Source organism: Hymenobacter sp. YIM 151500-1, from assembly GCF_025979885.1.
Taxonomy (GTDB): Bacteria; Bacteroidota; Bacteroidia; order Cytophagales; family Hymenobacteraceae; genus Hymenobacter.
The window spans coordinates 2,130,515-2,143,295 of the sequence record NZ_CP110139.1; the positions used below are offsets into that span (position 1 = coordinate 2,130,515).

Annotated in this window: 11 protein-coding genes and 1 riboswitch; of the genes, 8 read left to right on the plus strand and 3 right to left on the minus strand. The window is 63.8% G+C overall.

Features of this window, described 5'->3' with window-relative positions; translation table 11 throughout:
• The first annotated feature begins 236 nt into the window (after positions 1-236).
• Entirely contained in the window at positions 237-1,562 is a 1,326-nt protein-coding gene (locus OIS53_RS08905) for a carboxylesterase family protein (RefSeq protein WP_264682047.1), read from the plus strand.
• Positions 1,563-2,046: 484 nt separating this feature from the next.
• Here OIS53_RS08905 and OIS53_RS08910 read toward each other — a convergent pair whose 3' ends face one another.
• Both OIS53_RS08910 and OIS53_RS08915 read right to left on the minus strand, forming a co-directional pair.
• Positions 2,047-3,072: an LLM class flavin-dependent oxidoreductase gene (locus OIS53_RS08910; protein ID WP_264682048.1), complete on the minus strand. Its 1,026-nt coding sequence runs from the start codon at positions 3,070-3,072 to the stop codon at positions 2,047-2,049.
• Positions 3,073-3,208: 136 nt separating this feature from the next.
• A complete protein-coding gene (locus OIS53_RS08915; RefSeq protein WP_264682049.1) occupies positions 3,209-4,213 on the minus strand; it encodes an ATP-grasp domain-containing protein in 1,005 nt (334 codons plus the stop codon).
• Between the two features lie 544 nt (positions 4,214-4,757).
• Positions 4,758-4,870, minus strand: a riboswitch (SAM riboswitch).
• A 366-nt stretch (positions 4,871-5,236) separates the two neighbouring features.
• Here OIS53_RS08915 and OIS53_RS08920 point away from each other — a divergent pair.
• Positions 5,237-6,577 (plus strand): APC family permease, encoded by a 1,341-nt coding sequence (locus tag OIS53_RS08920; protein ID WP_264682050.1) that lies wholly within the window; start codon positions 5,237-5,239, stop codon positions 6,575-6,577.
• A 40-nt stretch (positions 6,578-6,617) separates the two neighbouring features.
• The gene (locus tag OIS53_RS08925) at positions 6,618-7,787 is read left to right on the plus strand and encodes an LLM class flavin-dependent oxidoreductase (protein ID WP_264682051.1); all 1,170 of its coding nucleotides are present in this window, start codon (positions 6,618-6,620) and stop codon (positions 7,785-7,787) included.
• A 153-nt stretch (positions 7,788-7,940) separates the two neighbouring features.
• Here OIS53_RS08925 and OIS53_RS08930 read toward each other — a convergent pair whose 3' ends face one another.
• Positions 7,941-8,648 (minus strand): ferritin-like domain-containing protein, encoded by a 708-nt coding sequence (locus OIS53_RS08930; protein ID WP_264682052.1) that lies wholly within the window; start codon positions 8,646-8,648, stop codon positions 7,941-7,943.
• A gap of 200 nt (positions 8,649-8,848) precedes the next feature.
• Between OIS53_RS08930 and OIS53_RS08935 the strand changes: the two genes are divergently transcribed.
• The 5 genes from OIS53_RS08935 (at position 8,849) to OIS53_RS08955 (ending at position 12,660) form a co-directional block, all read left to right on the plus strand.
• Complete coding sequence (locus OIS53_RS08935; protein ID WP_264682053.1) at positions 8,849-9,205, plus strand: S-adenosylmethionine decarboxylase family protein; 357 nt, start codon at positions 8,849-8,851, stop codon at positions 9,203-9,205.
• Entirely contained in the window at positions 9,202-10,554 is a 1,353-nt protein-coding gene (locus OIS53_RS08940; protein WP_264682054.1) for a DUF4178 domain-containing protein, read from the plus strand. Before OIS53_RS08935 ends, OIS53_RS08940 begins: the two co-directional genes overlap by 4 nt.
• A 20-nt stretch (positions 10,555-10,574) precedes the next feature.
• On the plus strand, positions 10,575-10,769 hold the full coding sequence (locus tag OIS53_RS08945; protein WP_264682055.1) for a hypothetical protein: 195 nt from the start codon (positions 10,575-10,577) through the stop codon (positions 10,767-10,769).
• A gap of 117 nt (positions 10,770-10,886) precedes the next feature.
• Positions 10,887-11,102, plus strand: coding sequence for a DUF350 domain-containing protein (locus OIS53_RS08950; protein WP_264682056.1), 216 nt, complete (start codon positions 10,887-10,889; stop codon positions 11,100-11,102).
• Positions 11,095-12,660, plus strand: coding sequence for a polyamine aminopropyltransferase (locus tag OIS53_RS08955; RefSeq protein ID WP_264682057.1), 1,566 nt, complete (start codon positions 11,095-11,097; stop codon positions 12,658-12,660). The genes OIS53_RS08950 and OIS53_RS08955 overlap by 8 nt, the downstream gene beginning before the upstream one ends.
• Positions 12,661-12,781: the final 121 nt, after the last annotated feature.

Consider the following 12,781-nt stretch of genomic DNA (forward strand, 5'->3'; position numbering starts at 1 on the left):
CGCAACACGCCGCATCTTTACAGGGTGCCGGCATTCTCACCCATAATGCAACCAGCTTCTCAGCGAGGACAAATCCGTAGCCAGCAAAACGGAAGCAGCCTTCTGAGTTTATTACCGCCAGCTACTGCTACAGCCGCTGTGGTGCAGCAGTCAACTTTGCTTGTATTCCGTGCGTTTAGGGCCTGCTGAAACCCTGCTGAGCTGGCGGAAGACCTTGCCAGATTTGCTGCTCCTGCATGCTTACGCCTGATTCGCCTCACTTCTACACGCCTGCGGGTACCATCATCGGCTGGCGCGACGGTGCGGTTGTACGCGCCAGTGGCATCCGCTACGCCCGCGCTGCACGCTTTCAGCCACCCGTCGACGAGCCTCCGTCTGCCGGGCCCTTGCTGGCTACCGCGCCCGGTCCGGCCTGCCCGCAGGTGGTCGATTCGTTGCTGAACCAAGCCCTGGGGCCGGCCCTGGCGGGGCGCACCTACGACGAGGACTGCCTGCGGCTGACTGTAACCACTCCGGGCGACGGGCTGCCAACGGAGCGGCTGCCCGTGCTGGTCTGGGTGCACGGCGGCTCCTACGTGAGCGGGGCCGGCGACCTGGCCTTTTACGACCCGGCGCCGCTCGTTGCTGAGCAGCGGGTGGTAGTGGTGGCCGTTACTTACCGCCTGGGGCTGTTTGGCTTTCTGGGCCGTGCCGACGCACCGGCCAACCTGGGCCTGCTGGACTTGCTGTCGGCGTTGCGGTGGGTGCAGCGTACCATCGCCGGCTTCGGGGGCGACCCGGCCTGCGTAACTCTGCTGGGCCACTCCTCCGGGGGCGACGCCGCCGCGCACCTGCTCGTCGCGGAAGGCGCCGCGGGCTTGTTCCAGCGCGTTATACTGCACAGCGCCCCGCTGGGACTGGCTCCGAACCGGGCCCGCATGACCCAGGCCATGGCCGCGGCCGTGGGCGCTATTCCCGCCGATGCTCCCTACCAGGAGGTGCTAACCCGCGAAGTCCTGGCCTGGCGGGCCGCGCGCTGGGCTGGGCTGAAAAGCGGAATGCCCTTCGGCACCCAGTACGGCGCCTATCCTTTGCCGGACGAAGCGGCCCTCGACCAAGCCTGGCGCGCAGCGGCCCCGACCGTAGACGTGCTCATTGGCGCTACGGCCGAGGAACTGCGGTTTTTCGCCGTCATCGACCCTAAGTTTCGCTGGCTCGGGCGTCTGCCGTTGGGGCCAGCACTAACTCGCCGGCTTGTGGCGGCTGGCTCACGCCGCATCTACGTGGACCCAGCGGCGGCCTTTGCCAACCGGCACGCCCAGGCCGGCGGCCGGGCCTACCTGTTTACCGTGACGTACCGCCCCCAGGGCAGCGCGTTTGGCGCGGCCCACACCATCGACCTGCCCTTGCTCTTCGGGACGCAGGAAACGTGGGCAGCCGTACCCCTACTCGGCGACGCCCCGTGGGAAGAAGTGGACCGGGCCGGCCGGCAGGTGCGTCGGCTGTGGGCAGAGTTTGCCCGCACCGGCGCATTGCCGGCTACCGCGGAAATACCCGGAGTGCTGCACGTGCGCCGGGTATAAGGCCGCTGGCTCAACCGGGCGGCTTAGACGGCAGGCAATAGGTAAGCCGTCAGTTTTTCCAACCACAAACCCACTGTCCTGTGACGTTTAATCAGCTCGGTTGGTAATGGCGTACAGCGGTGAAGTAGCCCGCAGACGCGTATTGGCCCAGGCGAAGCCTATGGATAAGGCCTGCAAAAACCGGGAGCGGGCTACTGCCCACTCCCGGCTTTTGTGGTTGCTGTAGCTAACTTAAGTTGCGGAGGATAAAAACTAGAGCTAAGAAGCTAGTTCCCCTCCTTGCCAAGGAGGGGCTAGGTGTAGTTGACCGGAGCGTGAGAGTTCCTGGCTCTAGTTGCCTCACCCCAACCCCTCTCCGGAAAGGGAGAGGGGCTCTAGCTTTTAGCTGGACGTTCTGTCAATTGTCAACCACCCCTGCCCCAGTTGCTTGATGCGCAACGCTTGATGCGCGGAATTTTCCAAGGAGGGGAATTAGAGCCAGCAGCTAGGCCAGCACCTGAATCACGGCTTCGGAGAACCGTTCCATTTCTTCGAGCTGGGGGCTGCACTGGAGCAGAAACAAATCCACGCCCACGGCCTCGAAAGCGGCAATGCGCTCCGCCAGCTGGTCGGGGGTGCCGGTGAGGCCGGAGCGCAGGCCGCGGTTTGATACGGAGTAGTCTTGCAAGGACACCTGGTTTTCGAGCTGGGTGCCGGCCAGCCACTGCTGGTAGTTTTTGTAGCCGGCCGCCGAGCCCTGCACGTTGGTAATGCGGGCCAGCTCCTGCTGCACTTCCTGCTCGGTGTTGCGCACGATGGCGTAGGCGGCCACGCCAAACTTCATGGGCGGCAAACCCAGCTTGTCGCGGCGCTGGCTCAGGTCCTGGATGCGGCGGCCAATGGCGGCCGGCTCGTCGCCGTGCATCACGTAGCCGTCGCACTGGGCGGCAATCAGGTTTTTGGCCGCCTCCGACTCGCCCCCGGCGTAGATGAACGGCCGCGGCTTCGACACCGGCTTGGGTTGCAGGATGGAGTCCGTCACCTTGTAGTACTTGCCCTCGAAGGTGAAGTGGTCCTGCTTCCAGAGGTTGTCGACCACGTGCAGCCACTCGGCGGTGCGGGCGTACCGGTCGTCGTGCTGCTCGAAGTGCACGCCGTACTTCGTGGCCTCGTCCTGCCACCACGACGACACCACGTTCAACGACAGCCGCCCGCCGCTGATGTGGTCGATGTTGGCCGCCTGCTTGGCCAGCAAAGCCGGCGAGTGGAACGTGGGCCGCACGGCCACCATCAGCTCCAGCTTCCGGGTGACGGCCGCCAGGGCCGCGGCCGTGCTCCAGGCATCCAGCGAGGGGGCTTCCTCGCCCTTGATGTCGTTGAGGTTCAGCTCGGCAATGAGCGACAGGTCGTAGCCCAGCTCCTCGCTGCGCTGGGCCAGCGTCTTCACGTAGTCCCAGTCGGCGCGCATGTTTTCGTCTTCGACGTTGCGCAGCCACCCGCCAAAAACGGGCATCCAATAACCGTATCTCATGATTGTTGATTTTGTAAAAACGTCATGCTGAGCTTGCCGAAGCATCTCTCCCTCTGGCTAACTCAATCGTTTACCGAAGCGGGAGAGATGCTTCGACTCCGCCTCCGGCTCCGCTCAGCATGACCGTTCTTTTTCTTCAGCTGTTGACCAGATTCAGTTCTTGCACCGCTGGCGCAGCGGCGGCTAGCTGCTCCTCCAGGTAGTCCACGAAGCGGGCGTAGGGGTCGAAGCCGACTACGTTCACGGCGTCGGCCACGAAGTTGGACAGGGCGTTGATGTCGTAGAACAGCACCTCGCCGGTGCGGTCGTCCACGAGGTACTCGATGCCGCCCACGTCGATTTTGGCGGCGGCTACCAGGCGCTCCACGGCTTCGATGACCTCGGCCGGGGGCGTGGTGGCTTCCACCTGAATGCCTTTTTTGGGCGCTTCGGTAAGGCAGAAGTCACCTTCGGTGGTGGCGGGCTCGTCGGGAATCTGGCAGATTTCGGCGGGGCACAGGTTGAAGCTGGTGCCGGTGGTGTACACCTTCATGGCGTAGAGAAACTTGCCGTTGAGCGTTTCGACGCGGGTGATGTGGCCGCCGCGGGGCGCCACAAACTCCTGCACCAGCGCGGTTTGGTCGATGCCCAGGTCAATCTGCCCGGCCTCTACGGCGGCGTGCAGGCCTGCGGGCGTGTCGAAGCGCACGATGCCGGCCCCACTGCCGCCAATGTTCACCTTCACCACCAGCGGAAAGCGTAGCTCCTGGGCCGCATCCGGAATGCGCGACACGTGGTTTACCACCCGCGACTTCGGAAACTTCAGCCCCAGGCCGGCCAGCAAATCCAGCTGCCGGGCCTTGTTGGTTTCGATGCCCGAGGCCACCGTGCCGTTGATGACGCGCACGCCCAGGCGCTCTAGGTGGGTGAGGAAACCGGCCGTGTGGAAGATGCCCTGCCCGTGCCCGCGCAGGTAGGCCGAGGAACTCATGCGGTTGACAACCAGGCTGTAGCGGCTCTCGGTTTCGGCGGGGTCGAAGAGGTGGTGGGCGGCGTCAATCTTTTCGTAGGGCAGGCCGCGGCGGTCCAGCTCCGCAAACAGGGGCTTGAACCATTCGGGGTGCTCGTAGTAGATGCCGATGAGCTTCTGGGTCTGAGACATGGAGAAAGTGAGGTGAGGAAAAAATGAGGCTAGGGAGAGAGTAAGTGATACGCGTAATGCACTTTTCGCTGCCGGCTTCAGCTGCCAGTATTTTGCATCTGCTCAGCCTAATAATCAGCTATTTGCAGCAAAAGCACCTCCCGGCAGCATTGGGGCCGGCCAACTCACCGGCTGCTCTGGTAAAACCAACTGGCTTTCCTGTAAGCCGCGGGATGATGCACTATCAGCTGCATGACGCGCTACGAACTGAACCTGGCCGCCGCGGTGGTGCTCCGACGCGCAGAATAAAGTAGGTTGCCGCCCGGGTCAGAGCAGTGCTGGCCGCTGAACAGAATGGCGAGTGGCAACCTACCGGCGCTGCACTCCGGGCCCCGGCCGGAGCAGCTGGCCGAAACGTGTGAAACGACTTTCGGCTGGCTAGCAGTCCACTCCAGCCGCCGGCGTACCGACGCCGGGACAACACGTGCTACAACATCCATGCTGTACGGCAGCAAAGTGGAGAAGAGCAGCGGCGAGGGTGGACAAACGGTTCACGGCGTTGTTGTTTTTATATGGTCAGAACGTAACTGTGCTGACCTTCGGTTGGGCACCGTTGCGGAGTTTCCGCGGGTTGCCGGCGTTTCGCAGAGCCTGTCTCTCCACGCCTCTGTATAAAAACAATCCTTCAGTGGAATAAAGAATTGGTGCCTTAAAGGTACAAGCGTGCTTTTTACTTATGCAAGCTTTTACCGGCAGTGCTTTTAAGCGTCCAGTACACAGTACACAAGGCCAAGCCCAGCCGCAGTGCCTAGCACCGGACGCCGTGGGCCCCGAACCGCCGCACTTGCGCCGCGGGGCGTGCTGCCTATATTTGCCGCCCTGCCAGACCTGCCAGCGGCCAGCCGGCCGGCGTTACCCTCCCTCCTGCTCCTGGTTCGCTGTGAAACCTGCCGACAGCGGCCGGTGTGGGGCCTTGCAACCACATAGTTCGGCGCAGAAGCCGCGGCGGGCGGCGCTTGTTTTTCGATGCTTTAGCCCTTGTGCATGACTTCTCCCCTTGTGGCGGCCGAGCGGCCGGAGCTGGTCCGCGGCATCCGCCGCTGGGATTTGGTGGCCCTTATCATCAATATCACCATTGGGGCGGGTATTTTGGGGCTGCCGGCTAAGATTTACGCGCTGGTGGGCACCTACAGCCTGGTGGCTTATGCGGCCAGCGCGGCCTTGGTCACACTCATCATTCTGTGCTTTGCCGAAGTCAGCAGCCGCTTCAGTGGGGCCGGCGGGCCCTACCTGTACGCCCGCGAAGCCTTTGGGCCGCTGGTGGGCTTTGAAGTGGGCTGGCTGCTGTGGCTTTCCCGCCTGGCCAGCTTCGCCGCCCTCTGCAACCTGTTTGTCGAGTACGCCACCTACTTCTGGCCGGCCGTAGGCGCTGGCGCCGGCCGCGCTGCCCTCATGGCCGGGCTCATTGCGGCCCTGACGCTGGTAAACCTGGTGGGCGTGCGCACGGCGGCGCTGGTCAACAACTTGTTCACGGTCAGCAAGCTGCTGATGCTGGTTTTGTTTACAGGTGTGGGGCTGTTTTTTGTCGATTGGCGGGCGTTTTCGTTTGCCAGTCCGCCGCCGGTGGCCAGCTTCTCCAGCGCCGTGCTGCTGCTCATCTTCACCTTCTCGGGCTTCGATGTGGCCGCCATTCCGGCCGGCGAAATTCAGCAGCCCCAGCGCAACGTGCCCTTTGCCCTGTTCACGGCCATTGCCACGGTGGCGGGGCTGTTTTTGCTGGTGCAGGTGGTGTGCATTGGCACGCTGCCCGGCCTGGCCACGGCCGAGCGGCCCCTGGCCAGCGCCACCCAGCAGTTTCTGGGTCCGGCCGGGGCGGCAGCAGTAGCGGCAGCCGCCATCCTCACGATACTGGGCACGCTCAACGCCCTCATGCTCGCCGGGCCGCGGCTGCTGTTTGCCTTGGCCGAGCAAGGGCAGATTCCGGCGGTGTTTGGGGCCACGCACCCGCGGTTTCGCACGCCCCATGTGGCCCTGCTGGTGTCGGCGGGGCTGAAGCTGGCCCTGGCTATTTCGGGCACGTTTATTTACGCCCTCACCCTGAGCACCATTATCCGCCTGCTGTATTTCGCCCTGACTTGCGCGGCGCTGCCGGTGCTGCGCCGCCGCTTCCCGGCCCGGCCGGCGCCGTTTCGGGTGGCGGGCGGGGGCGCGGTGGCGGCCGTGTGCGTGGGCCTGTGCGGCTGGCTGCTGCTGAGCAGCCAGGGCACCGAGGTGCGCGACGTGGCCGTGGCCACCGTAGTGGGACTGGTGCTGTACGCCGTGGGCGCGCGGGGCCGGCGGCCGTGGCCGTCGTCAGCCGGTACTACCGATATTCGCCGTTCTTAACCGCTCTTAACCGCCGGGCGCGTGCGACGCGCCCCTACTTATGCCTCTCTCTCTGCCCATTACTTCCGTGCCCATTCGTACTCCGCAGCGGGTGGCCGAAATTTCCTGGTTTGACGACCTCTGCGGCGGCGACACCCAGTACCTGAGCGTGCTTGATGGGGCCTACCGCAGCTCCTGGGCCCACTGCCGCGACATTGTGCTACGCGCCGAGCAGCTGGGCTACTCCAACATTCTGCTGCCTACGTCCTACACTGTGGGGCAGGATGTTATGACGTTTGCGGCCGGCATAGCCCCGCAAACCTCGCGCATCAACCTGCTCACGGCCATCCGTACCGGCGAAATTCACCCGCCCATGCTGGCCCGCGCCCTGGCCTCCCTGGACCACATGCTGAAGGGCCGCCTTACCATCAACATCATCAACTCCGACCTGCCCGGCCTGCGCGAACAGCCCGAACTGCGCTACCAGCGCTGCGCCGAAACCATTGAAATCCTGCGCCAGGCCTGGACCCAGGAGCGCATCGTGCACCAAGGAGAGCTGTACCAGTTTGATATGCCTTCGGACCCGGCCAAGCCCTACCAGCAGAACGGCGGCCCGCTGCTCTACTTCGGTGGCACGTCGGAAGGGGCGCGCGAGGTGTGCGCCCGGTACTGCGACATGTTTCTGATGTGGCCCGAGACCGAGGAAATGCTCTACGAAACCATGCAGGACCTGAGTGCCCGCGCCGCCCGTCACGGCCGCCAAATCGACTTTGGGCTGCGCATTCACGTCATCGTGCGCGAAACCGAGGACGAGGCCCGCGCCTACGCCCGCAAGCTCATGTCGAAGTTTGACCCCGTGAAGGGCGCCGAAATCAAGAGCCGGGCCCAGGATTCGTGGTCGTTGGGAGTGCACCGCCAAAACCAGTTGCGGGAGCACGCCGACATGGAAGGCTTCGTGGAGCCCCTGCTCTGGACCGACATCGGCAAGGCCCGCTCCGGGGCCGGCGGCGCCCTGGTCGGCAACCCCGACCAGATTGTGGAAAAGCTGCACCGCTACCTGGACATGGGTATGCGCGCCTTTATCTTCTCCGGCTATCCGCTGCTCGACGAGGCCGATTACTTCGCCCGCTACGTGCTGCCGCGCCTACCCAACGTGTCGATGCCCCAAGTGCAAGGCCGCATTCCGCAAGAAACACCGGTCACGCCCCTCACCACGGCCCCGCTGCGGTAGGCTATTAGAGGCAGCTTACGCAAACGCCAGCCCGGTATCGTTAACAGCCTCTTAGCAGCCGCTAGCCGCGGCAAAAAGTCCGGCCCCGATTCTATTTGTCAGATAGAGTCGGGGCCGGACTTTTTGCCGCGGCTAGCGGCTGCTAAGAAGCTGCTATTCCTGCTTGTCGGCTAGGCGTTGCAGCTCCTGGTAGGTTTTCTGCGAGAGTTTATACTGGCGCTCCACGGCCTGGCGCATGGCGCCGGTAAGGGTGTGGTCGTCGAGGGCTTCCTCGTAGGCTTTCAGCGCCCACTCTTCGCCGTAGATGTTGGAGCCCAGAATGGCTTTTTCGTCGCGGCCCGTAATGGCGGCTTTGGCGTCCATCCAGCCGCGGTAGAACTTGCCTTTGAGCGTGGTACTGGTTTGCCGGTCGCCGCCCTGCTGGCGCAGGTAGTCATTCAGCTCGTTGGCAAACCGCTGGCTCTGGCTGACGAGCTGCTTGTAGTAGCCGCTCAGCTGCGGGTCCTTGCTTTCCTCCACGGCCCGCTGGTAGCCCTCAATCCGGTCGTTGACGAAGTACAGCAGCTCATTCAGGGTGCTGGCCTGATCTTGTTTTTTCTGGGTGCCGGAGCCCTTGCCCTGGCTGGTCAGGTAGAGTGCCCCCAGGGCCAGCAGCGCGCCGCCCACTACTTTCTGGGTGGTGCTGAGTTTGTTGAAGCGGGTCAGGGCCTGATTGCCCACGTTTTTCAGGGCCGGCGAAGCCTGGTTGAGCAAGTCGTTCAGGGAGCCCTGGTTAAGCCACTGCTGGGCCTGGCTGAGCAGGTCGTTGCCCGATTGCGAAGTGGAGTTGGAAGACTGCGGCTGATTCTGCGGCTGGTTCATCACGAAAAGGAAGAAATGAAAGAATGAAATCTGGTTAGTCATACGCCAAAACGGGCCCACACGTTAGGTTGAGCTTGCCAAATCACCTAGCCTGCTGACGTAGGAGTGGTGGTGCCCTGCTCAGCCGGACTTGGGCAACTGCTGTCGGCTGCGTAAGTTTGGCGCCGGCCGCGGCCTCCCGACTAATCCTTGTTTGCCTAGTGACTTATCCGTACGCTCCGGGCCTGCACATCCTGGCGACCTTCGCGGCCCCGCCCGCCGCGCTGACCGATGCCGCCGCGTGTGAGGCATTCTTTACCCAGCTGATTCAAGACTTACAGCTCACGGCCGTGGGCGCCGCCTACCACGCCTTCCCCGAAGGCGGCTTCACGGCGGTGGTGGCCCTCACCGAGTCGCACCTGAGCATCCATACCTGGCCCGAGCACGGCCTGGCTACCTTCGACGTGTTCCTGTCGAACTTCCGGCGCGACAACGCCGACCGGGCCCGGCAGCTGTACCAGGCTACGCTGGCTTTTTTCGGGGGCCAGGAGCAGTCCAGAACGGAGGTGCGCCGATGAGCCAGGCCGCCACTCACCCTGCCCTGCCGGCTGCCCCGGCCCAGGTGCCGTGCCCGGAGTGCCAGCAGGTGCTGCCCGTGTACGATGCCCTGCACAGCACCCACTTCGGCTGCCCGCACTGCGGCGCCTTTTTCGAGCAGGAAGACAATACGAAGCCCCAAATCCTGCGCAAGTATGAGGAACTGCCGCCGCAGCAGCTGGCCCTGCCCCTGGGCGCCACCGGCACCCTGCGCGGGGCGGCCTACCAGGTGGTGGGCTACACCCTGCGCCAAGAAGCCCAAAGCAAAGCCCGCTGGGAGGAATATCAGCTCTGGCAGCCCGGCACTGATGCCTACCATCAACTGGCGTTGTACCAAGGCCATTGGATTCTGATTGAGCCCACCCCGGAGCAGCCCAAAGTGGGCCGGCCCAAGGGCAACTGCCAGCTGGCGGAGTCGACGCTCGGCACGTTTGCCCTCTACAACCGCTATTCCCCGCGCATCATCTGCGCCCAGGGCGAGTTCGACTGGGACATTACCGAAGACGAACACCTGACCGTTTCGGAGTTTATCAACCCGCCCCTGCTGCTGGCGCGGGAGAGGCGCGGCACAAACGGGCGCGCGGCCTGGTACCTGGGCCGCCACGTGGAGCCCAAAGAAATAGCCGCCGCCTTCGGAGTGGCCGCCGAGCAGCTGCCCTGGCCCAACGACGTGGGCGCCGTGCAGCCCCCGCCGCACCAGGATAAGTGGCCCGTGCTGCGGGCGTTGTGCCTGTGGCTGTGCTTGGCGGTGGTGGTTACGCACCTGGCCCTCATGGCCTGGGGTAATCAAACCGTGCTCGACCAGGAATTTACCAGCGCCCCGGCTGCGCCGCCAACGACTATTACGTTTGGCAGCGCCGACCGGCCCGTGGTCGTGTCGCCCTCGTTTACGGTGCCCGGCAACGGAGCCCTCAGCATTGACCTGTGGGCCGACGTGAACAACGACTGGGTGGAGCTGCCTTTCACGGTGGTGAACGAGCAAACCGGACAGTTTTTTGAAGTGACGCGCGGCATGGAGTACTACTCTGGCGTAGAGGGCGGCGAAAGCTGGAGCGAGGGCAGCAAAGACGCCGACGCCCTGCTCAACAGCGTGCCCGCCGGCCGCTACCACCTCAACTTCTACCCCGCCGCCAGCGACGCCAACGCAACTCCCATCCGCTTCCGGGCCACGGTTATGGCGCAGGCTTCCTTTGGCTCCAACGCCGTGCTGGCCCTGCTGCTGCTGCTGCTCTACCCCGGCATTCTGTGGTGGCGCCGCGCCGCCCACGAGCAAGGCCGCTGGGAACAAAGTGACTACTCGTCCACGCCCCAGACTCCTTCCCAATCCTAACTCCGATACTTGCTCTGCTGATGAACTGGCTCCGCAACCTCTGGAAAGTCCGCTTCTACGCTGCCTTCGCCCTGCTCACGTACGGCGGCTTTGTGTGGGCGGGCCTCAGCGGCAACCGCTGGCTCGGCTCCGACGACGAAAACCAGGAAAACCTGAACGGCTCCAGCGGCCACGCCCGCAGCTCCGGCGGCCGGGCCACCTACTTTCATAAATAGTGAAATGGAGAGGTGGTCAGCTAATGAGTTGAGACTCAATTCTTCTCATTTACACCACTTTTCACCACGCCACCCGAACCGCAAGCTCACCGCCTTACCACCTCACCATCTCTTCGCATGGAATACCTCAACTTCAAGCTCATTGCCGCTTCGGTTATTTATTCGGTTATCGGCATTGCTATTCTGTTCATCAGCTTTTTCATCTTCGAGAAGCTGACCCCGCGCACCCTGTGGCGCGAGATTATGGAAGAGCACAACAACGCCCTGGCCATTGTGGCAGCGGCATTTATTGTGGCCATAGCCATGATTATCAGCTCGGCCATACATGGATAAAGTGCCCGTGCGCCGGGCGCGGCGGGCAGTTACGGCGGGGGCTTCGGCCACGGCGCAGCCGGCCTTGCTGCTGGGGTCGGTGTTCGTCATTGCCACCTGCGGGCTGGTGTACGAGCTGATTGCCGGCACGCTGGCCTCCTACCTGCTCGGCGACTCCGTAACGCAGTTTTCGACCATCATCGGGGTGTACCTGTTTTCGATGGGCGTGGGCTCCTGGCTGTCGCGCTACCTCGATGGGTCTTTGCTGCGGTGGTTTATCCGGCTCGAAATTCTGGTGGGCTTGGTCGGCGGCTTCTCGGCTCCGCTGCTGTTCGTGCTGTTTGAGTACGTCACCTCGTTCCGGCTGATTCTGTACGCGCTGGTGGGGCTGACGGGCGTGCTGGTGGGGCTGGAAATTCCGCTGCTGATGCGCATTCTGGAAAACCGCTTCGAGTTCAAGGAGCTGGTATCCAAGGTGTTTACCTTCGACTACATCGGGGCCCTGCTGGCCTCGCTCATCTTCCCGCTGGTGCTGGTGCCCCAGCTGGGCCTGATTCGGACGTCCCTGCTGTTTGGGGCCCTGAACGTGGTGGTGGCCGGCGTGGCCCTGTACCGGTTTGCCGAAACCCGCCCGTTCCGGCGCAGCATGACCCTGACGCTAGCCGGGGCGCTGGTGGCCCTGGCCGCGGGCTTCGCCTACGCCGAGACCATTCAGACCTACACCGAAGGACTGGCCTTTCAGGACCGGGTGATTTACAGCAAAAGCACAGCGTATCAGCGCATTGTGCTGACTAAAAACCAGCGGGAGCTGCGCCTGTTTCTCAACGGCAACCTGCAATTCAGCTCCCACGACGAGTACCGCTACCACGAGGCCCTGGTGCACCCGGCCATGCAGGCCCTGCCCCAGGCCCGGCAGGTGCTGGTGCTGGGCGGCGGCGACGGACTGGCCGTGCGGGAGCTGCTGAAGTATCCGCAGCTGCGCCGCATCCGCCTCGTGGACCTCGACGCGGGCATGACCCAGCTGTTTCAGCGCAACAGTCTGCTACTGAGTCTCAACCAGCGGGCCTTGCTCCACCCCAAGGTGCAAGTCATCAACGGCGACGCCTACCAGTGGGTGCGCCAGGACACGGCCCGCTACAGCTGCATTGTGGTAGACTTCCCGGACCCCGGCAACTACTCCATCGGCAAGCTCTACTCGGTGGCGTTTTACCGGGAGCTGGCGCGGCGCCTGGCGCCCGGCGGCTGGCTGGTAGTGCAGAGCACTTCGCCCTACGTGGCGCGCCGCTCGTTCTGGTGCGTGGTGCACACGCTGCGCGCCGCCGGCCTCACCACCCTGCCCTACCACTGCTACGTGCCTTCGTTTGGGGAGTGGGGCTTTGTGCTGGCGGGCCGCAACGCCCACTGGCGCCCCGACGCCGGCCCCCTGCCCGCCGGCCTGCGCTTCGTGACGCCCGCCACCCTGCGCGACATGCGCTACTTCCCGCCCGACATGAGCGAAGTCCCCACCGGTATCAACCAGCTCAACAACCAAGCCCTGGTGCGTTACTTTGAAGAAGACTGGGGCCCGTATGTGCAGTGAGGTGACAGGTAACAGGTGACAGGTGACAGGTGACAGGTGACAAGTAAGAAAGAACGTCATGCTGAGCTTGCCGAAGCATCTCTCCCGGAGGTAATTCCAATCGTGCGGACGGAGCGGGAGA